This window comes from Pseudolysinimonas sp., from assembly GCF_057350545.1.
The window spans coordinates 1-22,765 of the sequence record NZ_JBMRCP010000003.1; the positions used below are offsets into that span (position 1 = coordinate 1).

Annotated in this window: 25 protein-coding genes and 1 tRNA gene; 16 read left to right on the forward strand and 10 right to left on the reverse strand. The window is 69.5% G+C overall.

Annotated elements, in window-relative coordinates; translation table 11 throughout:
• The 3 genes from ACO1X9_RS00215 to ACO1X9_RS00225 form a co-directional block, all read right to left on the reverse strand.
• The coding region (locus ACO1X9_RS00215) for a carbohydrate ABC transporter permease (protein WP_486348814.1) at window positions 1-481 on the reverse strand (481 nt) is incomplete at its 3' end.
• A 68-nt stretch (window positions 482-549) separates the two neighbouring features.
• Window positions 550-1,785: an extracellular solute-binding protein gene (locus ACO1X9_RS00220; protein WP_486348815.1), complete on the reverse strand. Its 1,236-nt coding sequence runs from the start codon at window positions 1,783-1,785 to the stop codon at window positions 550-552.
• Window positions 1,786-1,869: 84 nt separating this feature from the next.
• Complete coding sequence (locus tag ACO1X9_RS00225; protein ID WP_486348816.1) at window positions 1,870-3,246, reverse strand: GH1 family beta-glucosidase; 1,377 nt, start codon at window positions 3,244-3,246, stop codon at window positions 1,870-1,872.
• 178 nt (window positions 3,247-3,424) lie between these two features.
• Here ACO1X9_RS00225 and ACO1X9_RS00230 point away from each other — a divergent pair, with 178 nt between their 5' ends.
• A complete protein-coding gene (locus ACO1X9_RS00230; RefSeq protein ID WP_486348817.1) occupies window positions 3,425-4,189 on the forward strand; it encodes a DUF3800 domain-containing protein in 765 nt (254 codons plus the stop codon).
• 156 nt (window positions 4,190-4,345) lie between these two features.
• On the opposite strand, the gene ACO1X9_RS00235 is transcribed toward ACO1X9_RS00230, so the two are convergent.
• Window positions 4,346-4,430: transfer RNA gene (locus tag ACO1X9_RS00235), tRNA-Tyr, on the reverse strand.
• 92 nt (window positions 4,431-4,522) lie between these two features.
• Here ACO1X9_RS00235 and ACO1X9_RS00240 point away from each other — a divergent pair.
• The 4 genes from ACO1X9_RS00240 (at window position 4,523) to ACO1X9_RS00255 (ending at window position 7,393) form a co-directional block, all read left to right on the forward strand.
• Window positions 4,523-5,545, forward strand: a complete 1,023-nt coding sequence (locus ACO1X9_RS00240) for a LacI family DNA-binding transcriptional regulator (protein ID WP_486348818.1) — start codon at window positions 4,523-4,525, stop codon at window positions 5,543-5,545.
• A 144-nt stretch (window positions 5,546-5,689) separates the two neighbouring features.
• Window positions 5,690-6,640 carry an ArsR family transcriptional regulator gene (locus ACO1X9_RS00245; RefSeq protein WP_486348819.1) on the forward strand — a complete coding sequence of 317 codons (951 nt, stop codon included), beginning with the start codon at window positions 5,690-5,692 and terminating at the stop codon, window positions 6,638-6,640.
• Window positions 6,633-7,076, forward strand: a complete 444-nt coding sequence (locus ACO1X9_RS00250; protein WP_486348820.1) for a hypothetical protein — start codon at window positions 6,633-6,635, stop codon at window positions 7,074-7,076. The genes ACO1X9_RS00245 and ACO1X9_RS00250 overlap by 8 nt, the downstream gene beginning before the upstream one ends.
• Window positions 7,077-7,120: 44 nt before the next feature.
• The gene (locus tag ACO1X9_RS00255) at window positions 7,121-7,393 is read left to right on the forward strand and encodes a hypothetical protein (protein ID WP_486348821.1); all 273 of its coding nucleotides are present in this window, start codon (window positions 7,121-7,123) and stop codon (window positions 7,391-7,393) included.
• A 38-nt stretch (window positions 7,394-7,431) separates the two neighbouring features.
• On the opposite strand, the gene ACO1X9_RS00260 is transcribed toward ACO1X9_RS00255, so the two are convergent.
• Window positions 7,432-8,196, reverse strand: coding sequence for a lytic murein transglycosylase (locus tag ACO1X9_RS00260; RefSeq protein ID WP_486348822.1), 765 nt, complete (start codon window positions 8,194-8,196; stop codon window positions 7,432-7,434).
• Window positions 8,197-8,218: 22 nt separating this feature from the next.
• Here ACO1X9_RS00260 and ACO1X9_RS00265 point away from each other — a divergent pair, with 22 nt between their 5' ends.
• A complete protein-coding gene (locus ACO1X9_RS00265; RefSeq protein WP_486348823.1) occupies window positions 8,219-8,707 on the forward strand; it encodes a YajQ family cyclic di-GMP-binding protein in 489 nt (162 codons plus the stop codon).
• A gap of 22 nt (window positions 8,708-8,729) precedes the next feature.
• Here the strand turns inward: ACO1X9_RS00265 and ACO1X9_RS00270 are convergent, their stop codons facing one another.
• The gene (locus ACO1X9_RS00270) at window positions 8,730-9,116 is read right to left on the reverse strand and encodes a nuclear transport factor 2 family protein (RefSeq protein ID WP_486348824.1); all 387 of its coding nucleotides are present in this window, start codon (window positions 9,114-9,116) and stop codon (window positions 8,730-8,732) included.
• Entirely contained in the window at window positions 9,113-9,490 is a 378-nt protein-coding gene (locus tag ACO1X9_RS00275) for a nuclear transport factor 2 family protein (RefSeq protein ID WP_486348825.1), read from the reverse strand. Before ACO1X9_RS00275 ends, ACO1X9_RS00270 begins: the two co-directional genes overlap by 4 nt.
• A 215-nt stretch (window positions 9,491-9,705) precedes the next feature.
• Between ACO1X9_RS00275 and ACO1X9_RS00280 the strand changes: the two genes are divergently transcribed.
• From ACO1X9_RS00280 to cls, 10 genes are read left to right on the forward strand one after another with little or no spacing between them, the layout of a single operon-like run.
• Complete coding sequence (locus ACO1X9_RS00280; protein ID WP_486348826.1) at window positions 9,706-10,470, forward strand: GntR family transcriptional regulator; 765 nt, start codon at window positions 9,706-9,708, stop codon at window positions 10,468-10,470.
• Window positions 10,467-11,753: an ABC transporter substrate-binding protein gene (locus tag ACO1X9_RS00285; RefSeq protein ID WP_486348827.1), complete on the forward strand. Its 1,287-nt coding sequence runs from the start codon at window positions 10,467-10,469 to the stop codon at window positions 11,751-11,753. Before ACO1X9_RS00280 ends, ACO1X9_RS00285 begins: the two co-directional genes overlap by 4 nt.
• A gap of 2 nt (window positions 11,754-11,755) precedes the next feature.
• Window positions 11,756-12,658: a carbohydrate ABC transporter permease gene (locus ACO1X9_RS00290; RefSeq protein WP_486348828.1), complete on the forward strand. Its 903-nt coding sequence runs from the start codon at window positions 11,756-11,758 to the stop codon at window positions 12,656-12,658.
• 1 nt (window position 12,659) lies between these two features.
• Complete coding sequence (locus ACO1X9_RS00295) at window positions 12,660-13,490, forward strand: carbohydrate ABC transporter permease (RefSeq protein ID WP_486348829.1); 831 nt, start codon at window positions 12,660-12,662, stop codon at window positions 13,488-13,490.
• Window positions 13,487-14,410: an N-acetylglucosamine kinase gene (locus ACO1X9_RS00300; protein ID WP_486348830.1), complete on the forward strand. Its 924-nt coding sequence runs from the start codon at window positions 13,487-13,489 to the stop codon at window positions 14,408-14,410. Before ACO1X9_RS00295 ends, ACO1X9_RS00300 begins: the two co-directional genes overlap by 4 nt.
• On the forward strand, window positions 14,407-15,090 hold the full coding sequence (locus ACO1X9_RS00305) for an N-acetylmannosamine-6-phosphate 2-epimerase (protein WP_486348831.1): 684 nt from the start codon (window positions 14,407-14,409) through the stop codon (window positions 15,088-15,090). The genes ACO1X9_RS00300 and ACO1X9_RS00305 overlap by 4 nt, the downstream gene beginning before the upstream one ends.
• Window positions 15,087-16,328: a hypothetical protein gene (locus ACO1X9_RS00310; RefSeq protein ID WP_486348832.1), complete on the forward strand. Its 1,242-nt coding sequence runs from the start codon at window positions 15,087-15,089 to the stop codon at window positions 16,326-16,328. Before ACO1X9_RS00305 ends, ACO1X9_RS00310 begins: the two co-directional genes overlap by 4 nt.
• 11 nt (window positions 16,329-16,339) lie before the next feature.
• Window positions 16,340-17,089: a sugar isomerase domain-containing protein gene (locus tag ACO1X9_RS00315; protein ID WP_486348833.1), complete on the forward strand. Its 750-nt coding sequence runs from the start codon at window positions 16,340-16,342 to the stop codon at window positions 17,087-17,089.
• Window positions 17,086-17,847, forward strand: a complete 762-nt coding sequence (locus ACO1X9_RS00320) for a glucosamine-6-phosphate deaminase (protein WP_486348834.1) — start codon at window positions 17,086-17,088, stop codon at window positions 17,845-17,847. The genes ACO1X9_RS00315 and ACO1X9_RS00320 overlap by 4 nt, the downstream gene beginning before the upstream one ends.
• A gap of 4 nt (window positions 17,848-17,851) precedes the next feature.
• Window positions 17,852-19,312, forward strand: coding sequence for a cardiolipin synthase (gene cls, locus ACO1X9_RS00325; protein WP_486348835.1), 1,461 nt, complete (start codon window positions 17,852-17,854; stop codon window positions 19,310-19,312).
• An 85-nt stretch (window positions 19,313-19,397) separates the two neighbouring features.
• Here the strand turns inward: cls and ACO1X9_RS00330 are convergent, their stop codons facing one another.
• From ACO1X9_RS00330 to ubiE, 3 genes are all read right to left on the reverse strand, one after another.
• Window positions 19,398-20,777 carry an FAD-dependent oxidoreductase gene (locus tag ACO1X9_RS00330; protein WP_486348836.1) on the reverse strand — a complete coding sequence of 460 codons (1,380 nt, stop codon included), beginning with the start codon at window positions 20,775-20,777 and terminating at the stop codon, window positions 19,398-19,400.
• 83 nt (window positions 20,778-20,860) lie between these two features.
• Window positions 20,861-21,931 carry a polyprenyl synthetase family protein gene (locus tag ACO1X9_RS00335; protein ID WP_486348837.1) on the reverse strand — a complete coding sequence of 357 codons (1,071 nt, stop codon included), beginning with the start codon at window positions 21,929-21,931 and terminating at the stop codon, window positions 20,861-20,863.
• Window positions 21,928-22,716 carry a bifunctional demethylmenaquinone methyltransferase/2-methoxy-6-polyprenyl-1,4-benzoquinol methylase UbiE gene (gene ubiE, locus ACO1X9_RS00340; RefSeq protein ID WP_486348838.1) on the reverse strand — a complete coding sequence of 263 codons (789 nt, stop codon included), beginning with the start codon at window positions 22,714-22,716 and terminating at the stop codon, window positions 21,928-21,930. Before ubiE ends, ACO1X9_RS00335 begins: the two co-directional genes overlap by 4 nt.
• Between the last annotated feature and the right edge of the window lie 49 nt (window positions 22,717-22,765).

A 22,765-nucleotide genomic window follows, 5' to 3' on the forward strand; every position in this document is an offset into this window, starting at 1 on the left:
CGACCGAGAACTTCGACAGCCACGGGTCGGAGAGCCACTGCACCTGCTCGATCCCGACGAGGGAGAGCCCGTAGTTCAGCAGCCCGAACTGCGTGTTGTAGAGGTAGCCCCAGATGAGCGAGATCGCGACGATCGCCGTGATCGCGGGGATGAAGTAGAAGGCGCGCAGGGCGCGGAAGAAGCGGCTCTGGCTGCGGTTGAGCAGGATCGCGACGGCGAGCGACACGATGACGATCGCCGGCACCCCGACGATCGCGAACAGGCCGGTGTTGCCGAGTGCCTGCCAGAAGTCGGGATCGGCGAACAGCGTCACGTAGTTGTCGATGCCGACGAAGTCGACGTTGTCCCAGCTCGCGAACGCCGAGATGTTCATGTTCGTCGTGCTGATGACCGCCGCGACGAGGATCGGCACGATGCCGAAGGTGACGAGCAGCACCATCGCCGGCGAGACGAAGAGGTACGGTGCGAGGCGGCTGCGCATCCTTCGGTCCTTTCCGGTCGGCGCGGGCAGAGGGAGGGGTGGGGCCGTGACGACCCCACCCCGGGGTACTACTTGACGGAGAGTCCTGCCACCTTGGCGTAGAACGCGTCGAGCGTGGCATCCCGGTCGGCGCCGGTCAGCACGATGGCGTTGAGCGCGTTGAGCAGCTCGGTGCCGACGATGCCGTCCCAGCCGGCCACGATCGGCAGCACCTTCGCGGTCGCGAGCTGGTCGGTGTAGACCTTCACGTTCGGGTCGGAGTTCAGCTCCTCGTCTTCGAGCGCGGCGGTCGCGGTCGGCAGCTCACCCGTGAGCTCGTACCAGGCGAGCTGCTGCTCGGGCGCCGACACGTAGTCGAGCAGCTCGAGCGCCGCCGACGGCTGATCGGTGTTGAACCACACGCCGAGGTTCGAGCCCGCGAAGAGCGAGATCGAGCCGCCGTCGCCCGCGGGGAGCGGCGAGGCCTGCCACTTGCCGTCGAGCTCCGGCGCCGAGTCGGCGATGCCGCGGCCGAGATACGGGCCGCTCACGAGCATCGGCGCGACACCCGACACGAAGCCCTGCGTCTGGTCGAAGTCGCCGTTGGTCGGCACCGAGCCGTCGGCGTAGAGACCCGTGTAGACGTCGACGGCCGCCTGGAACTCGGGGGTGTCGAAGTCGACGTTGCCGTCGGCATCCACGACCTCGCCGCCCATGCTCCAGGTGATCTCGATCGGCAGCGGGGCATCCCACTGCGGGATGTAGTAGCCGTACTGGCCGTCGCCACGCGCCGCGAGAGTCTTCGCGGCCTCGCGCAGCTCGTCCCACGTGGCGGGCGGGGCGTCGATGCCGTTCTCGGCGAGGATGTCGGTGCGCGTGAACAGCACGCGGGTGTCGGAGGTCCACGGCACGCTCACGATCTCGCCGCCGACGGCCGTCGCCGCACCCGAGACGCCGGCCGGGAAGTTGGCCGGGTCGAGGTTCGGGTGGTCGCCGAGCACGTCGTCGAGCGGCATGAGGGCGCCCGCCTCGGCGAACGTCGCGAGCTTCGAGAGACCGATCTGCAGGATGTCGGGGCCGGAGCCGGAGGCGACCGCGGTCGTCAGCTTCTCGTCGATGGCATCCCACGGCACCGCCACGACGTCGACCTCGAGGCCGCTGTCGGCGACGAGCGCCTCGAAGTTGGCGCCGGAGTCGCCCATCACCCAGACGGTGAGCGGGCCGTCGGCCTCGCTCTCCGTCGGCGACGACGAGCACGCGCCCAGGGCCAGCGCGAGACCGACGGCCGTGACGGCCGCGAGTCCGGTGGTTGCTGCTCTCTTCATTGAGTGTCCTTACTTGTTCGGATTGCAGAGGTGGATGATGCGGTGGTGCCGGGTGCGTGTCATCAGGCTCGCACCCTTGGGGACTCAGGACGTCGCACGGATCGCGGCGTCCCGATGCTGGGAGATGAGGTCGCGGTAGTAGAGCGCGCTGTCTTTCGGGATGCGCTCTTGCGTCGGGTAGTCGACATAGACGAGGCCGAAGCGCTTGCCGTAGCCCTCCGCCCACTCGAAGTTGTCGAGGAACGACCACACGTAGTACCCGCGCAGGTCGACCCCCTCCTCGATGGCGGCGGCCGCCGCGGCGAAGTACCCGTCGAGGTACGCGACGCGGTCGGCGTCGTGCACGGCGCCGTCGACGACGACGTCGTCGAAGCTCGCGCCGCTCTCGGTGACGTAGATCGGCAGGCTCGTGAACTCGCGCGCGACTCGGGCGAGCACGCTTCGGAGGGAGTCGGGAATGACCGACCAGCCGAAGGAGGTGGTGGCCGGCTCGGCGGGTGTGTCGACGAACCCGAACGGGGCATCGAGGTCGGAGCGCACGGTCACCCGCTGGTAGTGGTTGACGCCCGCGAAGTCGGTGGGGGCGCCGATCAGCTCGAGGTCGCCCTCGACGACGTGCTGCTCGAACCCGTAGCGGCCGAGGGTCTCGTACACGGCGGGCGAGTACGCGCCGAGGTAGACCGGGTCGAGAAAGACGCGGTTGTGGAAGGCATCCAGTCGCTCGGCGGCGACGGCGTCGGCGGGGCTGTCGGTCTCGGGAACGATGTCGAGCACGAGGTTGGTCGTGCCGACGCGTGCCTGCGGCGCGACGCGCCGGATCTCACGCAGCGCGAGGCCGTGGGCGAGGTTGAGGTGGTGCGCGGCGGCGACGGCATCCCGGTAGTCCTTCCGGCCGGGGGCGTGGGCGCCGTTGCCGTAACCGAGGAACGAGCTGCACCACGGCTCGTTGAGCGTGATCCAGTCGTCGGCGAGGTCGCCGAGCGCCTCGAGCACGAGCCCCGCGTAGACGCCGAAGTGCTCGGCCGTCTTGCGAACCGGCCAGCCGCCGGCATCCTCGAGCTGCTGCGGCAGGTCCCAGTGGTAGAGCGTGACGAGGGGCCGGATGCCGCGGTCGCGCATGCCGCCGAGCAGCGCCCGGTAGAACTCGACACCCTCCGGGTTGAGCGGGCCTTCGCCCGTCGGCTGGAGGCGGGTCCAGGAGAGGCCGAGGCGGTAGTCGCGCACGCCGAGCTCGACGAGGAGGTCGAGGTCGACGGGCCAGCGGTGGAAGTGGTCGCACGCGACGTCGGCGGTGTCGCCGTTCTTCACGAGCCCCGGGGTGTGCGCGAAGGTGTCCCAGATGCTCGGCCCGCGGCCGCCCTCCGTCGCGCCGCCCTCGATCTGGTAGGCCGCGGTCGCGAGCCCCCAGCGGAAGTCGCGGGGGAAGGCGGGGAGCCAGGCGGCATCCTCGGGTCGGGTCATCGTCGATCTCCGGCAGGGGTCCCGACCGATCGTCGGGTTCTTACACGACTTATAATAAGTGGTGGCCGAAGGTTGTCAAGCGCCGCTCTCGCGCGCGAGATAGATCACGCCGCCTACCGGGCCAGGGCCCAGGCGCGCGACAGGCGATCGGGTCGGAGGGCAGCGCTAGGTTCTCAGCATGAACGCCGCAGCCGATCCGGTCGTGCGCCGATTCAGCGACTACGTGGTTTTCGTCGACGAGAGCGGCGATCACAGCCTCACCGACGTCAACGACATCTACCCACGCTTCGTCCTGGCGTTCTGCATCTACCCCGTTGAGGAGTACATACGCCGGGTCGTACCAGCAGTAGAGCAGCTGAAGTTCGACTTCTTCGGGCACGACATGGTCGTGCTCCACGAGCGCGAGATTCGCAAGAGCCTTCCGCCATTCGATCTTCTGCGCGTGCCGCACGTCCGAGGTGCCTTCATGGAGCGCCTCGAGGAGCTCATCGCAAAGCCGCGCTTCGGGATCGTCGCCACCGTCATTCGCAAGAACGAGTTCAAGCAGCGGGTCGGAGCCGATGTGAGCCCGTATCACGTCGCGCTCGAGTTCGGCCTCGAGCGCGTGTTCCTGCAGCTCCAGGAGCGTGGGCAGGTGGGGCGGCGGGTGTTCGTGATCTTCGAGAGCCGCGGCAAGGACGAAGACCGGGAGCTCGAGCTGGAGTTCCGGCGCATCATGGATCGCACGACGATGCGCGGCATGCCCCAGACGCTGAATTTTCTGTGCGTGAGCAAGCAGGTCAACAGTCCAGGTCTGCAGGTGGCGGACCTCATCGCCCGCCCTATCGGCATCCACGACCTGCGCCCGGATCAACCGAACCGAGCATGGACGATCTTGCGCGAGAAAGTGGTGAAGTCGTCAAGCGGTGCGATCGACGGGTACGGCCTCAAGGTATACCCATAGAAAGCGAAAGGCCCCGGTCGAGCCGGGGACCTAGCGCCGATCGAGAATGCCCGATCCACTTCCACACAACGTAGCGCAGACCTGCGTCATTCCACGGCGATCCGCCGACCGGAGCAAGATACGGGAAGCCCCGCTACATGAGCGGGGCTTCTTCGATGGTGGCGAGTGAGGGATTCGAACCCCCGAATGCTGAGCAGTCTGATTTACAGTCAGATCCCTTTGGCCGCTTGGGTAACTCGCCGTGGCGCGAACGCCTGCACAAGGATACCCGGTCGCACGGCCACCCTGTACCACGCGGTTAGGATCGGGAGGCTCCCTCGACAAGGAGGTCCCGTGGCGGGCATCGAAGAGGTCGCGAGGCGCGCCGGCGTCTCGGCCGCGACGGTCTCGCGCGCGCTCTCCGGCCGGGGGCACGTCTCTCCCGCGACCCGCGAGAAGGTGCACGCGGCGGCCGCCGAACTCGGGTACGTCGTCTCGTCGAGCGCCTCCGCCCTCGCGACGGGACGCATGCGCAACGTCGGGGTCGTCATCCCGTTCCTCAACCGGTGGTTCTACGGCGCCGTCGTCGAGGGCGCCGAGTCGGCGCTGCTCGCCCAGGGCTACGACCTCACCCTCTACAACCTCGGCGGCAGCGCCGAGGAGCGGCGCAACATCTTCGAGCACTTCCTGCTGCGACAGCGGGTCGATGCCGTCATCGCCGTCTCGCTCGAACTCACCGAAGCCGAGGTGTCGCTCCTGCACGGCGTGGGCAAGCCGATGGTGGGCGTCGGCGGTCCCGTGCCGGGCGTGCGCACGCTGAGCGTCGACGACGTCGCCGTCTCGCGGCTCATCACCGAGCACCTCATCGGCCTCGGCCACCGCCGCATCGCGCACATCGGCGGCGACCCCGAGATCGAGATGGACTTCCACCTGCCCACCAACCGGCGCGTCGGCTACCAGAGGGCACTCGCGGCGGCGGGCATCCCGTCCGACCCGCGCCTTTTCCACGTCGGAAACTTCACCATCCAAGAGGGTTACGCGGCAGCGAAGCAGCTGCTCGGAGCGCCCGGCGACCGACCCACGGCGATCTTCGCGGCATCCGACGAGATGGCGATCGGCGCGATTCTCGCCGCCCGCGACCTCGGACTCGACGTGCCCCGCGACGTCTCGATCGTCGGCATCGACGACCACCAGCTCGCCGACTTCTTCGGCCTCACGACCGTCGCGCAGTACCCCGAGAAGCAGGGGCGCATGGCGGTGGATGTGCTCATGACCGAGTTGCAGGGGCATCCGGATGGCGGGGAGCTCGACACCCCGCTGCCGTTCGACCTCGTCGTGCGGTCGTCGACGTCGCGGCCCGATCCCGCGCGGCGGTAGGTCCGACCGCGACGCTAGGTGCGCACGTGGAGCAGTCGCCCGGCGTTCGGCGTGCGGTTTCGGAAACCGGCCGATATAAGTATTGACGCCTTGAGTTGATATAAGTTTTAATACTTACAGCCCTCAAAACTTATGCGGAGCACTGTGGACCTTACAGCTGGTGATGCTGTCCAACTTTTTCACGCCTCGGGAATCCCTATCGAGGTCAAGACCTTCTCCGACGCGACGATCGCTGAGCGTCATGCGCGATTCGTGGTGCGCCAAAGGCCGCCCTCGCCCGCATCCATCGAGCACGACCCCTCCGACGTAGTCGTGTACGTCGTGCCCCACATCACTGACTATCTGCGCGACCTCGCACTCAGCACATCTCGCATCTCGGTCGTTGGAGTCCGCGAGGGTCAGCTCATCTGGGAACGCCAGGTTCACCAGACCGCGCCCACTCCGACATCGACGCATTCCGGGCAACGCCGACGCCCCTGGATTCGCCTTGCTGTCATCCGCGCACTCGCACGCACGGCCCGACCACGAACACAAGCCGAACTCGCCGCCGAAGTCGGCGCGACCCAGGCTGCTGTCTCACAATCGCTCAAGCGGCTCGACTCACTCGCCTACCGCACGGCCGAGGGCTGGTCTTTGCGGGACGTCGAAGAAGCCGCCGAGGCGTTCGTCGCCGAATACCCCGGACCGGGCGGCATTTCGGTCTCCTGGTACAGCGTGATGCCGGTCATGCGCCAAGTCGAGTCGGTACTGCACAAGAGTAGCGAGGCACTCGCCTCCGGCGATGCCGGCGCTGATCGCATCGCGCCCTGGCGATCGCCTCGGAGCAGCGTCGTCTACTCGACAACAGGGTTCGACCTTCGGCTCGACGGATTCGCCGAGTCGAGCGCTGAGAAGCGCACTCTTACCGTCACCGTTCCCGCTGACCCCACTATCCAGTCCGTCGTGCGCGCCTACACGAGGTCCGGGCTACCTCCCCAAACGGCCGACCCGTTCATCTGCGCCTTCGACATCTCCCGAAGCGGTGGTTCCGACGCGGTCGAAGCCCGTCATCACCTGGTTCAGTCATGGGCACGTCGGTGGCACGCGCGTGATTGAGGTCTCGGCGACGACGATCGCCACGAGCAAGGCTGATGATCTGGCCTTTGCAGCTCTCGCCGACGTTTGCGCCCTCACGCAGAACCTGGACGTAAGGATCGTCGGCGGACAGATGTCAGCGCTCTTAGGAACGGCGTTCCCATCGCCTTCGGCAGTAATTCGACGAACGGCGGACGCCGACGCGGCAATCGGGACGCAACTCGCCGCAACGGGACGCGTGCACGAGCTCTTGGAGCAGGCCGGCTACAAGGCCACGAGCGGCACCAGCTACGTGCGGGCGGGGCAGCAGATCGACCTTCTCGTCCCCGCTCCGACGGGGCGATTCCAGGTTGAGGAACTGGGCGGACGCTCGTTCGACGCTGCACCGGGAATCTCGCTCGCACTCGCCGCGGACCCGATCTGCGTGCACGTCGATGTGACCCTCACCGACGGGTGAGTACTGGATTTCATGGCGCGTGTTCCACAGTCGAATGCGCGGTCGTGCTCAAGGCGACCGCATACGCGAGTCGCCTGGCATCGAAAGACCTCACTGACGTCCACAACCTCCTCCACATCGTCAACGAGCGGGACGCGTCGAGCATCGGGGGCTGGAGGCTCGGCACGATAGCGACCGGATCCCGGCTGGATGCGCAGCGTGCTCTTGCATCCATCGCCCGTGCACTGTCGCGAATCCAGCCCGCGGTCGACCTCGACTTCGACCCTCAGGTCCTGGTATCCCTCATTCGGACTCTCGTTGCGATCGAACCCACCTAGGCCATCGCGGCGGTAGGTCTCGACACGCGGCTTCGCCGCTACTCGACCACCGAAGCGGCGTAGCGGACGGCGAAGGTGGCGACGGTGTCGCGGTAGGACTGCGGGGAGTTGAATCCCGAGATCGCGGCGATCCAGCCCTCCTCGGTGTCCATCCCGATCGACACCCGGCAGAGGTAGTTGACGGTCGCGAGGGCGGCGTCGTCGATGTTCTGCGGATCCTCGACCCCGTCGCCGTTCGCGTCGACGTGCCAGTTGCGCCACGACTGCGGGATGAACTGGAACGGACCCGACGCTCGGTCGATCGTCGCGTCGCCGTCGATCGTGCCGCCGTCGGAGTCGGGGATGTGCTCCACCCCGTCGCCGCCGTTGAGGGGCGGCCCGTAGATCGGCGGCGACACCGTGCCGTCCGCCGCCACGGTCGAACCGCCGTGGCGCCCGTGGTCGCTCTCGGTCGCGCCGACGCCCGCGAGGGTGTTCCACGAGATGCCGCACTCGGGCATCTGCTCGGCCTTCACGAGCACGGCGCCGGCGTAGGCCGCGAGCGCACGCTTCGGGATGCCGGTCGCCTCGCTCGTCTCGGCGAGCCAGGCGGCATCCACGAGGCCCGCGATCCCGGCTCTCGGGGTTGCGGCCGTGACGGGCGGGTCGGCCGGCGGCGCCCACGACGGTGCGGGTTCCTCCGGTTCGAGCGCCTCGGGGATGACCGGGGAGCGCGGCGCGAGGAACGTCACGATCACGACGGCGACGACCGCGATCGCCGCCAGCACGGCCCCGCCGATGAGGAAGGGTCGGGCCGCGCGCATCCTGGGTTTGTACCATGGGCACATGGCTGATTCCTCCTTCGACATCGTGAGCAAGGTCGACCCGATGGAAACCCAGAACGCGCTGGGCATGGCGCAGAAGGAGATCGCGCAGCGCTACGACTTCAAAGGCGTCGGCGCATCGATCGAATTCTCGGGCGAGAAGATCCTCATGAAGGCGAGCGCGGAAGAGCGGGTCAAGGCCGTGCTCGAGGTCTTCGAGCAGAAGCTCATCAAGCGCGGCATCTCGTTGCGATCCCTGGATGCCGGGGAGCCGTTCGCGAGCGGCAAGGAGTACCGCATCGAGGCGGCCATCAAGAACGGCATCTCGAGCGAAGACGCGAAGAAGATCTCGAAGATCATCCGCGACGAAGGCCCCAAGTCGATCAAGAGCCAGATCCAGGGCGACGAGCTGCGCGTGCAGTCGAAGTCGCGCGACGACCTTCAGGCCGTGATCGCTCTCCTGAAGGGGAAAGACCTCGACGTCGCGCTGCAGTTCATCAACATGCGGTAGGTCTCGACACGCCGCTCCGCGGCTACTCGACCACCGAGGCGGAGGGCCACTTGCGGGGGATCCACCAGTCGGTGAACTCCTGCGCGCGGCCGTCGGGGGCGAACTCGATCACCCACAGGTTGTCGTAGGTGCCCTTCTTCGGACCCTTCGGGTACTCGGTGACGCACCGCACGACCGCGAGGTCGCCGTCGCGCGCGAGCGTCTCCCACGCGAACGTCGTCGAGCCGGGTTCGTCGGCGTGCTCGAGCCAGCCGGAGACGATCTCGGCGTGGCCCGTCCACGCCGGCGTTCCGGGGCGACCCCGGTAGACGGCATCCTCGGTGAAGATCGCGGCGATGTCGTCGGGGTCGTTCGACTCCCAGGCCTGCCGGTACTTCGTCATGAAGGCGTCGACGCGGGCGTCGCTCACTCGTCGTCCTTGCGCTCGATGTACCAGTCGGTGAACTCGGTGGCGCGGCCGTCGTCGGCGAGGCGCACCACGAACAGGTTGTCGTACACGCGCGGCGGGTCGTGCTTGAGGTAGGTCGAGACACAGCGGGCGACCGCAAGATCACCGTCGACCGCGATCACCTCGAACTCGAACTCGGTGTCGCCGGGCTGATCGGCGTGGGCGATCCAGTCGGCGACGATCGCCTCGGCACCGATCGACGGCTCCTCGTCGCTCGGCTCGGTGAAGTACCGCCCGTCGTCGGTGAACAGCCCCCGGATGTCGTCGGGGTCATTCGATTCCCAGGCGACGCGGTAGCGGCGGACCCAGTCTTCGGCGGCGGCGCGATCGGTCATGACTCCGGTCTACCAGCTTCGCCCGACGTCGTCACGCCCTCCGGGTCGCCGGTCTAGCACTAGACCACTTGCTGAACCGTGGCGACGCCAAATACCTGATCAATGATGTGTATTGGTGCGTTGGCCGCCGAATTGGTCTAGACCGATCCGGCGCGCAAGCTTGGCAGACGGCACTGCGCTGTGTTGGGTAGAGCCACTCACCAGACGGAGGCATCATGGCGTCTCTCCCCCCGCGGGCGGAAGCGGCTCGTCAGCAGCTGACCGGCGTCCTCGGCCGACTCAGCGAGGGCGACGCGCTCCCGGCTGAGCGAGAGCTCGCCGAGATGTTCGGGGTCTCACGCATGACCCTCCGCCGCGCCGTCGACCAACTCGCCCTCGACGGCACCCTCGAACGGCGACCGGGCGCCGGCACCTTCGTGAGCCGCAGCCGGATGACCCGCCGGATCGCGATGACCTCCTTCAGCGACGACGTGCGGCGCCGCGGGCTCGTCCCCGAGACCCGGGTCCTGTCGTTCGCGACCCGCCGAGCCGACCGCGTCACCGCCCGCCGCCTGCGCATCCCGGTCGGCGACACCGTCGTCTCGTTCGACCGTCTGCGCTCGGCGAGCGGCGAGCCGCTCGCCGTCGAGACCACCTACATCGCAAGCGCCCACGTCCCGGGCCTGCGCGAGGAGGACCTCTCGACGAGCTGGTACGAGCTGCTCGCCGACCGTTGGGGCATCGTCATCGAGCGGGCGAGCCTCGACATCGAGGCCGTCCTGCCGCGCCCCGAGGTCGTCCCGCTGCTGCGGATCGACTCGGCGCAGCCGTGCATCCTCCTCAAAGTCACGAGCCTCGACCGCCAGGGCGGCGTCGTCGAGGTGGGTCGGTCCGTGTATCGCGGCGACCGCTACAGCCTCGGTGCCGAACTCATCGGCCCGACGGACGTCGACGTCCACCCCACCACCGCACCACCTCGCACACCACAAGGAGACCGATGAAACTTCAACGCATCCTCGCCGGAGCGTTGGGCGTCGCCGTCGCGGCGACCGCCCTCACGTCGTGCAGCACCGAGTCGGGCGACGGCGAAGCCGTCACGCTCACGTTCTGGACCCACACCCACCCGCCGATGATCGCGGTGTTCGAAGACCTCATCGCGGAGTACGAGGAGGAGAACCCGAACGTCACGATCGACTACCAGACGATCCCGAACGCCGACTTCAACACCAAGATGCTGACCTCGCTCAGCAACGGGTCGGGCCCGGACATCATCAACATGGACGATGCCGCCCTGCGCGGCGACTACATCCCCAAGGGACTGCTCGCGCCGGTCGACCCGGAGGCGCTCGGCGCCGCCGACGCCGACGAGGTGGTCGCCCGCTACGTCGAGGGCACCCTCGCCGGCGCGACCGGGGAGGACGGGCAGCTCTACGGCCTGCCGAGCGAGTACAACGGCTCGGCGCTCGCGATCAACACCCAGCACTTCATCGACGCCGGGCTCGACCCCGAGACCACGTCGCTCGAAACCTGGGACGACGTCGCGACGGTCGGCAGCCAACTCGCGGCGGCGGGCCACACGCAGGCGTTCGGGTTCCTCTACCTGCACGCGCTCTGGTACGCCCAGCAGTACCAGACGCTCCTGCACCAGGTGGGCGGCGAGATCGCCGAGGGCGACGAAGGTCGCCTCGACTCCCCCGAGGCCGTCGAAGCACTGCAGATCTGGGCCGACCTCGCCACGGGGCCGGATGCCGTGAGCGACCCGAACGCATCGAGCCGCGAGGCCACGACCCCGTTCCAGGACCTCGCGACCGGCACCCAGTCGATGGCGATCGTCTACCCCTGGGCGATGCAGCAGATCTCGGAGACCAATCCCGACACCTACGAGCAGCTGCGCGTCGTGCCGCTGCCGCAGGCGAACCCGGCCGAGCCGACCTCGCGCGTCTACGCGTACTACTACGCCGTGAACAACGCGAGCACGCAGAAGGCGGAGGCGTGGAAGTTCATCCAGTTCCTCGCCGACCACCCGACCGAGTTCCTCGAGGGCACCGACTTCGTCCAGCCCGTCCTGGGCTGGGAGGAGTCGGCGGCGGCTCAGGAGATCCCGTTCATCGACGTCTGGGCCGAGGCGTACGCCATCGGACGCTTCGACCAGGTCACGCCCTACTACGCCGAAGTGCAGGATGCCATCCAGAAGATGGTCAACGACGTCGTGTTCGACGGCGTCTCGGTCGAGGACTCGGCGAAGTCCGCGACCGAAGCGGTCACCCGGATCCTGCAGGGCTGACGTTGACCCCTGCATCCCCCTCCGTCGGGTTCCCCGGGTCACGCACCCGGGGGACCCGGCGGTCCCGCCTGCGCGGCCGGCAGTTCGTCGGCTTCCTGTTCGCGGTACCGGCGCTCGCCCTCTTCGCCGTGTTCGCCGTCGTGCCGTCGCTGCAGGTGTTCGGGCTCTCGTTCTTCGACTACAGCCTCACCTCGCCGCCGGAATTCGTCGGCTTCAAGAACTTCGCCTACCTCTCGAGCGACCCCCGGTTCCTCGAGTCGGTCGGGCAGACCGCCTTCTACGCGGTGGGCACCTACGGCACGGCCCTCGTACTCGCGCTGCTGCTCGCACAGGTGCTCGCCGAGAAGATCCGCGGTGCATGGGCGGTGCGCCTCATGTGGTTCCTCCCCCTCGCGACCAGCTGGGTCGCGGCGGCGATCATCTGGCGCGTGGTGCTGCATCCCGACGGGATGCTCAACGAGGCCCTCGGGCTCGACGTCACGTGGCTCACGAGCTCGGTCACCGCGCGGTGGGGGCTCGTGCTCATGAGCGTGTGGAAGGAGACCGGGTTCTTCCTGATCCTCTTCCTCGCCGGCATGTCGACCCTCCCGAACGACGTCTTCGAGGCGGCTCGCATCGACGGTGCGGGTCCGATCCGCCGGTTCTGGAGCATCACCCTCCCGCTCCTCCAGCCGATCACCCTCGTCTGCGCGATCATGGCGGTGCTGCGCGGCGTTCAGGCGTTCAGCGCTCAGAAGGTGCTCACCAACGGCGCGGTCGGCACCGAGGTGATCAACCTCTTCGTCTACAAGACCGCCTTCGAGAGCGCGCGCATGGGGCGAGCGTCCGCCGTCGCGGTCATCATGTTCCTCGCCCTCATCGCGATCGCGATCGTGCAGATGCGCGCGCTGCGCAGGAGGGACTGACATGCGTCTCGAACGCATCCTGAAACGCGCCTGGCTGGGTGTCGCCGCGCTCGGCGGCCTCGCCATCATGAGCGTGCTCGTCTACGCGGTGCTCACCGCCTTCAAGTCGCCCGGTGAACCGCTCGGCGCGGGCGCGAGCTGGTGGCCGACGGAGTTCCGCTGGCAGAACATCCTCGCGGTCTTCGAGACGGCGCCGTTCGCCACCTACTTCGCCAACAGCACGATCGTGGGAGTCTCGGTCACGGTGCTCAACGTGCTCACCTGCACCGCAGCCGGCTACAGCTTCAGCAAGTTCAGCTATCCGGGACGCAACGCGGCGTTCATCCTCGTCATCGCGACGCTAATGGTGCCGCTCGAAGTGCTCTATGTCCCGCTCTACAAGATCGTCTTCGACCTGGGCTGGACGAACAGCTTCGCGGGACTCATCATCCCCGCGGCGACGAGCGCGTTCGGCATCTTCCTCATGAAGCAGGCGATCGACTCGGTGCCCGATGAGCTGCTCGAAGCGGCGCATCTCGACGGCGCGGGACCTGTGCGCACCCTCGTCTCGGTGATCGTGCCGAGCGTGGCCGGGACGATGAGCGCACTCGCCCTCTTCATCTTCATGACGAACTGGGACAGCCATCTGTGGCCGCTCATCGTCGCCGGCGACGACCGCTACCGCACGCTTCCGGTGGGCCTCGCCGCGATGCAGAGCAACCAGCTCGGGGATGCCGGCATCCCGATCATCCTCATGGCGGCGCTCATCGCCGTGCTGCCGACGGTGCTGCTCTTCCTCGTGCTGCAGAAGAAGTTCGTCGAGGGCATCTCGATGAACGCGGGCATCAAGTGAGCGCCCCCTGGGTCGCCGTCGATGGCGGCCAGTCGACGACACGGGCCCGGGCGTCGTGGGCCGCGTCCGACGTCGAGCTCGGTGGCTTCGTGCACACGACCGAGGGTGCGCGGGTCATCGTGGGGCAGGTCTCGGCGCTGCTCGAGCTCCTCCCCCCTCCGCCCGCCCCGGTCGCGCGGCTCGTCGTGGGGCACACCGGACTGCCGGTCGATGACGCGACCCGCTCCCGGCTCGCCGCCGAGCTGCACGCGACGGGGATCGCCGCCGAGGTCGTGCTCGCTCCCGACGAGGTGACCGCGCACGCGGGCGCCTTCGCCGGCCGCCCCGGGGTCGTCACCTCGGTGGGCACCGGCACTGTCACCTTGGGCGTCGCCGCCGACGGGCGCGGACACCGGGTCGACGGCTGGGGGCATCTCTTCGGCGACGCCGGCAGCGCCTTCGCCCTCGCTCGGGCGGGGATGGATGCGGGACTCCGCGCCCTCGACGGGCGGGGCGAGCACACCGTGCTCGCCGAGCTCGCGATCGCCGAGTTCGGCGCGGGGCTGCGCGATGCGACGTGGGACCTCTATGCCGACCCGCGGCGCATCGACCGGGTCGCCCGATTCGCGCCGCGCGTGATCTCGGCGGCGCACGACGACCCGGTCGCCGCCGGGGTCGTCGCCGCGGCGGGTGCGGAGATCGCCCTCTCGTGCTCGGCGGCGGCGCGCGCCCTCGGCCTCGACGAGGTCGCCGTCGTCGGCCGCCTCGTCGCCCCCGGCTCGGCGCTCGACGCCGCCTTCCGGGACTCCCTCGCCGACCGGGCGCCGCTGGTGCGGATCGTCCCGCCGATCGGCGGCCCGCTCGACGGGTCGGCCTGGCTCGCCCGCTCCGGCCCCGCGCTCTACCAGCACCTCGTGCATCGAGGAGAAGGACCCGCATGAACCGCTTCGCCGCCGTGCTCGCCGAGGGATCGCTCGTGATCTCCTGCCAGGCCTACCATCCCAACCCGCTCGCGGGCGCCGCCACGATGGCGCTCGTCGCGCGCGCCGCGGAACTGGGCGGGGCCGACGGCGTGCGCGCGAACGGCATCGCCGACGTCTCGGCGATCGTCGCGAACGTGCGCATCCCGATCATCGGCATCGACAAGGTCGGCGCCGACGGCGTGTTCATCACGCCCGACGCGGAGTCGGCGCTGCGGCTCTTCGCGGCGGGCGCCTCCGTCGTCGCGATGGATGCCACCCTGCGACCCCGTCCGAACGGGCGCTCCTTCGCCGAGGAGGTGCGCCGCATCCGCGAGGCGAGCGACGGCGCCATCATGGCCGACGTCGACGAGCTGCGGGCGGGGCAGCTCGCCGCCGAAGCGGGAGTGGATGCCGTCGCCACGACGCTCTCGGGTTACACCGGCGACGTCGAGGCGCTGCACCCCGACCTCGACCTCATCGCCGCCCTGGCGGCCGAGCTCGACGTGCCGATCGTGGCGGAGGGACGCATCCGCACGGCCGACGACCTCGTGGCGGCCCGCCACGCGGGCGCATGGACCGTCGTCATGGGCACGGCGGTCACGAACCCGATGGACCAGACCGCCTACCTGCGTGCCGCGCTGCGCGCGTCCGGGTCGTGACCACCCGCGTCGGCGCCGCGCACGGGATCGTCACCCCGAGCCGCCCGGGTCCGCTCGCGGGCTACGCGGCACGGGGGGAGGCGGTGGCCACTTCGACGATCGACGACCTCGAGGCGACGGTGCTCGTGCTCGACGCCGGCCCGCGCCTCGTCTGGATCACGCTCGACGCCGTCGCCGTGACGACGGCTCTCGCCGGCCGACTGGCCGCCGCCGCACGCCCGGCGGTCGGGCCGGATGCCCGAGTCCTCGTCGCCGCATCCCACACCCACAGTGGGCCGGCGCACTGGCTCGGCGACTTCGCACCCGGGCACCGGGCTCCCCTCGACGAGGTCGCGGTGGACGAGCTCGCCGAGCGGGTCGCCCTCATCGCGGCGGACGCCGTCGCCCGTCTCGCCGATTGCGAGCTCGACTGGAGCGAGCCGACGATCCGCGGGGTCGCCGCCCCTCGGCTCACGCGGTCGGACGCCGTGCCCGTCCAGGCCGGCGTGCTCACGGCGAGCGTCGGCGGTCGGGTGACGGCGCTCCTCGTCGACGCTCCGTGCCATCCGACGGTGCTCGGGCCCGCGTCGACGGGCTGGTCGGCCGACTGGCCGGGCGCGATGCGCCGGCGGGTGCGAACCGCCCATCCTGAGGCCGAGATCGCGTTCCTCGGTGGCGCGTGCGGCGACCTGTCCACGAGGTTCACCCGCCGGGAGGCCTCCTCCGACGAGGTGGAACGTCTCGGCGGCGTCGTCGCGGACGCGATCCTCGCCGGCGACGGGCGCGCGCGACCCGTCGTCGGGAAGCTCGAGATCGAGTCGGTCGACATCCCGCTCCCGACGCGGTCGGTCGACGTCGACGCCGCCGTGGAGCGTCTCACCCGCGCGCGCGCCGAGGCCGACACCGACCCTGAGGATGCCGTGGCCAGGTCGGTCGCCGACGGAGCAGCGGTCGAGGTCGACGTCGCGGTCGCCGCGCGCGGCCCCGTGATCGACGTTCCGGTCACGGTCATCGGCCTCGACGGCATCCGCTGGGTCGCGACCCCCCTCGAGGTCTTCTCGAGCACCGCCGCAACCCTCCGCCGCCACGGCCCCGTGCGCCTCCTCGGCTGCGTCGACGACTACCTGGGGTACCTCCCGGATGCCGCCGCCGTCGCCGCCGACAGTTACGAGGCCCGCACCGCGGTGTTCTCGGACGTCGCCGAATCGGCCTTCCGGGCCGCCCTCTCCCCGTTCCTCACCGCCCCGCCCCGTTCCTGACCGGAGACCCCATGCCCTACTCCTACCCCGACCTCGCCACGGCGAAGATCGCCGAGCTCGTCGCGACCCAGACCGAGGCGATCGACCGCGCCGTCGACCTCATCGCCCCCCGCCTCCTCGAGGGCGGTGTGCTGCAGCTGTTCGCGACCGGCCACGCGCGCCTGCCCGTGCACGAGATGACGGGGCGGGCAGGCGGCCTGCGCCCGGTGAACCTGATCCGGATGCAGGACCTCGCCGCTCACGGCGACCTGCCGTTCTCGGCCATCTCCGACCCTCTGCTCGAACGCGACGCCACCTACGCGCAGCAGCTCTGGGACCTCTCGCGCATCGACGACGCCCGCGACGTCGTGCTCGTCGCGTCGAACTCGGGTATCAACGGCATCACCGTCGAGTTCGCGCGGATCGCGCGCGAGCGCGGGCTGCCCCTCGTCGCGCTCACCTCGATGGCGCACAGCTCCACCGTGGCCTCCCGGCACCCGTCCGGGGAACGGCTGTTCGAGGTCGCCGACCTCGTCCTCGACAACCTCGGACCGGCGGGTGACGCCGCGCTGCCGCTCGCCGACGGCATCGCGGTCGGCGCGGTGTCGAACCTCCTGGGTGTCGTCATCGTGCAGATGCTCACCGAGGGCATCGCCCGGCGCTACCTCGACGAGGGACTGCGTCCGCCGATCTACCGGTCGATGAATCTGCCGGACGGCGACGAGGCCAACGCCGAGATCGAGAACCTGCACGCCGATCGCATCCGCCCGATCGAGCCGTGATCGAACTCGTCGACTCCGTCGACGCCGGAGCAGACCGAGCGGCGGCACTCATCGGCGGCGTCGTCCGGGCGGCACCCGGCGCCACGGTGGGGTTCGCCACGGGCGCGACGCCGCTCGGTCTCTACCGTCGCCTCGCCGAGGACCGCCGCCTCGGTCGCGTCGACTGGTCGGGGATCACGGCCGTCGCGCTCGACGAGTACCTCGGGCTCGCGCCCGCGCATCCCGACTCGTTCTCGGCCTACCTCGCACACCACGTCATCGACCCCCTCGGCCCTCGCCGCGTCGATCTCCTGCGGGGCGACGCACCCGCGCCCGACGAGGAGTGCCGGCGGTACGAGCAGATGCTGAGGGGAACGAACGTCGAGCTGCAGCTCCTCGGACTCGGCCGCAACGGCCACCTCGCGTTCAACGAGCCGGGCTCCCCGCTCGACGGGGTGACGCGGGTCGTCGAGCTCGACCCGAGCACGCGATCCGCGAACTCCTCGGCTCTCGTGGAGCTCGACGACACCCCGGCCCGCGCGATGACGCAGGGCGTGGGAACCATCCTGCGCGCCCGGCGACTCGTGGTGCTCGTCTTCGGGGCCGAGAAGGCGGAGGCCTTGGCGCGTGCTCTGGAGGGTCCTGTCGACCCGTCCTGCCCGGCATCCGCGCTGCAGAGCCACCCCGACCTGACCGTGATCGCCGACCGCCCGGCGGCCGCGCGACTGTCGGGCACCGCCTCGCCCTCCCGGGGAAGCCGCCCGCCCCTGCCAGACTGAAGCCATGATCGACGGCTGGTTCGCGGTCACCGTCACGGTGGTGCTGCTCGTCGTCGACTTCGCGGTGCGCATCCTGGCCCTGATCTTCGTGCCGAAGAACCGCCGACCGCAGACCGCGCTCGCCTGGCTGCTCGCGATCTTCTTCATCCCCTACGTCGGGATCATCCTGTTCCTGATCCTCGGTCGGGCCCGGCTGCCGCGGGCACGACGCCGCAAGCAGCGCGAGATCAACGAGTACATCCTCGACACCACGGAGGGCTTCGACAAGGTGAAGCTCGACCCGCCGTGGCCGTCGTGGCTGCAGCCGATCGTCGAGCTCAACCGCACGCTCGGCGCGATGCCGCTCGTCGGCGGCAACACGGCGCGCATGTGGAACGACAACACCGAGTCGCTCGCCCAGATGACGGCGGCGATTCGCGCGGCGAAGAAGACCGTGCATTGCGAGTTCTACATCCTGCTGCTCGACGAGGCTACCGCCGACTTCTTCGGCGCCCTCGAGGAGGCGCATCGCCGCGGCGTGATCGTGCGCGTGCTGCTCGACCACCTCGGAAACCTCCAATACCCCGGCTACCGCCGCACGGTGAAGCGACTCAACCGGATGGGTGTGAAGTGGCGGCGGATGCTGCCGTTCCGCCCGCTGCGCGGACAGTTCCAGCGCCCCGACCTGCGCAACCACCGCAAGCTCCTCGTGATCGACGGTGAGGTCGCCTTCACCGGCTCGCAGAACGTCGTCGAGACCGGCTACCAGCGGCGCAAGAACCACCGCCGCGGGCTGCACTGGAAGGACTACATGGCGCGGTTCGAAGGTCCGGTCGTCGCGGGCATCGACGCGCTCTTCGTCACCGACTGGTATTCCGAGACGGGCGAGCTGCTCGAACGCGAGGCCGCCCCCGCGCGACCCGAGGGCGACGGCGACTACGACTGCCAGGTCGTGCCGTCGGGTCCCGGGTTCGACGGCGAGAACAACCTGCGGCTGTTCAACTCGCTCGTGTACGCGGCGCAGAAGAAGGTCATCCTCACGTCGCCCTACTTCGTGCCCGACGACTCGATGCTCTACGCGATCACCACGGCGGCGCAGTCGGGGCTTCAGGTGGAGCTCTTCGTGTCGGAGATCGGCGACCAGTTGCTCGTCTTCCACGCGCAGCGCTCCTACTACGAGGTGCTGCTGCGGGCGGGGGTGAAGATCTGGCTGTACGCGGGACCGACCATCCTGCACTCCAAGCACATGACGATCGACGACGAGATCTCGGTCATCGGCTCGAGCAACATGGACATGCGCTCGTTCAGCCTCGACCTCGAGATCTCGGTCATGGTGCGGGGGCAGAAGTTCCTCGACGAGCTGCGGGCGATCGAGGATGCCAACCGCGCCATGAGCCGCGAGCTCACTCTCGAGGAGTGGCTGGCGCGTCCCGTGTGGATCCGCGTGCTCGACAACCTCGCGCGTCTCACCGCCGCCGTGCAGTAGCCGGTCACGCCGACTTCACCGATTCGCGTCGAGCTCGCATCAGTCCGCACGTGCACTCGACGCGAATCGATGCACTCGGCGGCAGCTACTGACCGGAGCGGGAGACGCGCACCATCTCTTCGCGCGGGACGACCTTGATGCGCGCGCGACCTTCGGGCTCGCCGAGCGCCATCTCGTGCTGGTCGAGCGCATGCCAGCCGTCGAGGTTGGTGTACTCCACGCCGCGCGACTCGAGCAGCGCCGTGACCGACTCCTCCGACGGATCGGCGGGGCTCCACCAGGATGCCTGGTCGTTGACGAGGTGCTGGATCGTCTCCATGGCATCCGACTTGGTGTGGCCGATGAGGCCGACGGGGCCGCGCTTGATCCAGCCCGTGGCGTAGACGCCGGGAAGGATCTCGTTGTCCTGCCCGGGGCTCGACGGGTCGGAGCCGAGCACCTGGCCCTCGTGGTTCGGGATGACGCCGCGGCGCTCGTCGAACGGGATGCCGTCGAGCGGCGAGCCGAAGTAGCCGACCGCGCGGTAGACGGCCTGCACGTCGACGGAGCGCATCTCGCCGGTGCCGCGCACGCCGCCCGCGCCGTCCGGCTCGGTGCGCTCGTAGCGGAACGAGGCGACCCGCCCGTCGGGACCGGCGACGACCTCCACCGGGCGCGCGTAGAAGTGCAGGTGCAGGCGACGCGAGGCGGTGCCCGGCTCCTCGGAGCGCCACTTCGTGAAGACGCGATCGATCACGAGGACCTGCTTGTTCGACTCGATGGCCGCACGCGCGGCGTCGTCGTAGTCGAAGTCCTCGTCGTAGACGACCATGTCGACGTCGTTCAGCTCGCCGAGCTCGCGCAGCTCGAGCGGGCTGAACTTCACCTGCGTCGGGCCGCGGCGGCCGAAGACGTGCACGTCGGTGACGGGCGACGCCTTGAGTCCCTCGTAGACGTTCGCGGGGATCTCGGTCGGCAGCAGATCATCCGCGTGCTTCGCCAGCACGCGCGCGACGTCGAGCGCGACGTTGCCGTTGCCGATCACGGCGACCGACTTCGCGTCGAGCGGCCACTCGCGCGGGAAGTCGGGGTGGCCGTCGTACCAGGAGACGAACTCGGCGGCACCGTACGACCCGGGCAGGTCGATGCCCGGGATGTCGAGGTCGGCGTCGCGCACGGCGCCGGTCGCGAAGATGACGGCGTGGTAGTGCTTCTTGAGGTCGTCGAGCGTGATGTCGCGGCCGTACTGGACGTTGCCGAAGATGCGGATGTCGCCGCGGTCGAGCACCTCGCGCAGGGCCGTGATGATGCCCTTGATGCGCGGGTGGTCGGGGGCGACGCCGTAGCGCACGAGGCCGTACGGCGCGGGGAGTCCCTCGAAGAGATCGATGGAGACGTCGAACGACCGCTCGTGCTTGAGCAGGATGTCAGCGGCGTAGATGCCGGCGGGGCCGGCTCCGACGATGGCCAGGCGAAGCTTGGTCAACGTAGTTCCTCACGGTTGCTCGGGGTGGGTCTCGATACACCGCGCTGCGCGCGGCACTCGACCCGCGGGGGTATTCGGAGCGGTCAGCCCGATCGCTCGACGATCGCCTGCGCGAAGCGCGTGAGCGCCTTCTTCACGGGCCCGTCCGGCAGCGGCTCGAGAGCCTCCACCGCACGGTCGGCCCAGCGTCGCGCCTCGGCGAGTGTATCGTCCGTCACCGCGTGCCGGCGCAGCTCGGCGACGGCCGCCGCGAAGTCCGGATGCACGACCTCGTCGGTCGACTGCTCGATGTCGCGCTCGAGCCGTGCGAGCAGCTCGGCGGACGCCGCATCCGACTCCGCCCGTCGGCGCAGGTAGAGGAGCGGGAGCGTCGGCACGCCCGCCCGCAGGTCGGTGCCCGCCGCCTTGCCGGTCTTCTCGATCGCGCCGGAGAGGTCGATGACGTCGTCGACGAGCTGGAAGGCGACGCCGATCCGCTCGCCGAACTGCTTCACCGGCTCGCGGTACTCCTCGGGGGCGTCGGAGAAGATGACCCCGACGAGGCCCGCGAGCGAGATGAGCGATCCGGTCTTGTCGGACAGCACCTCGAGGTAGTGCTCGATCGGGTCGTCGCCCGGCTGCGGCCCGATCGTCTCGTGCAGCTGGCCCAGGCACAGCCGCTCGAAGGTGTCGGCCTGGATGGTGAGGGCGCGTTCGCCGAGCGACGCGATGAGCTTCGAGGCGCGCGCGAACAGCAGGTCGCCGGTGAGGATCGCGACCGAGTTGCCCCAGACGGTCTGCGCCGACGGGACGCCGCGACGCAGTTCCGCCTCGTCCATGACGTCGTCGTGGTACAGCGACGCGAGGTGGGTGATCTCGACGGCCTGCGCCGCCGTGAGCACGTCGTCGTTCGATCCCGATCCGAGCTGCGCGGTGAGCAGGGTCAGCACGGGACGCACCCGCTTGCCCCCGGCATCCAGCAGGTAGCGGGTCGTCACGTCGGCGATCTCGTCGGCGAAGCGCACCTGCTCGACGAGCCGGTCTTCGACGATCGCGAGACCGTTCTCGATGTCGGCGGCGAACTGCCGCTCCTCGCTCGAGGCGAAGAGCTTCTCGCCGAGTCCGAGCGACGAGCTGAGGGTCTTGCTGCGCCGGGCCGGCGGGGCCGGGCTCACGGGGTGCTCGGCTTCGGCTTCGCACGCCCCGCGCCGCGCGCGGTGGCGGCGCGGCCGGTGCGGCGCGCGGGGGCCGTGCGGATCGCGAGATCCTCCGGCTTGCGGCCGCGGTGCAGCGCGACGACGCCGGTCGTGAGATTGCGGTACGCGACCCGGGTGAAGCCGACGCCGCGGATCCACTGCGTCAGCGTCTGCTGGTCGGGCCAGGCCTGGATCGACTCGACGAGGTACTTGTAGGCGTCGGGGTTCGACGACGTGATGCCCGCGACGAGCGGGGCGACGACGCGGAGGTAGGCGAAGTAGCCCGCCCGGAGCAGGGCGCGCGGCGGCTTCGAGAACTCGCACACGACGATGCGGCCGCCCGGCTTGAGCACGCGGTACATCTCGGCGAGCGCGACCTTCGGGTCTTGCACGTTGCGCAGGCCGAACGAGATGGTGACGGCGTCGAACTCGTCGTCGCCGAACGGCAGCTTCATCGCGTCGGCCTCGCGGAACTCGAGGTGCGGATGCTTGCGCTCGGCCTCGGCGATCATCGCGGCGGAGAAGTCGACGCCGACGACGGTCGCGCCCGCCTTCGCCAACGGCACGGTCGACGTGCCGGTGCCGCACGCGATATCGAGGATGCGCTCGCCCGGCTTCGGATCGATCGCCTTCGTGGTCGCGATGCGCCAGAGGATCGCGTTGCCCGCGCTCAGCACCGTGTTGGTGCGGTCGTACCCGGCGGCGACGTCGTCGAACATGCCGGACACCTCATCCGGGTCCTTGTTCAGGTCCGCCGTGCTCACTTGATCCATCCTACGCAGGGCGGACGCCTCGGGTCCGGCGTGGGTGCCG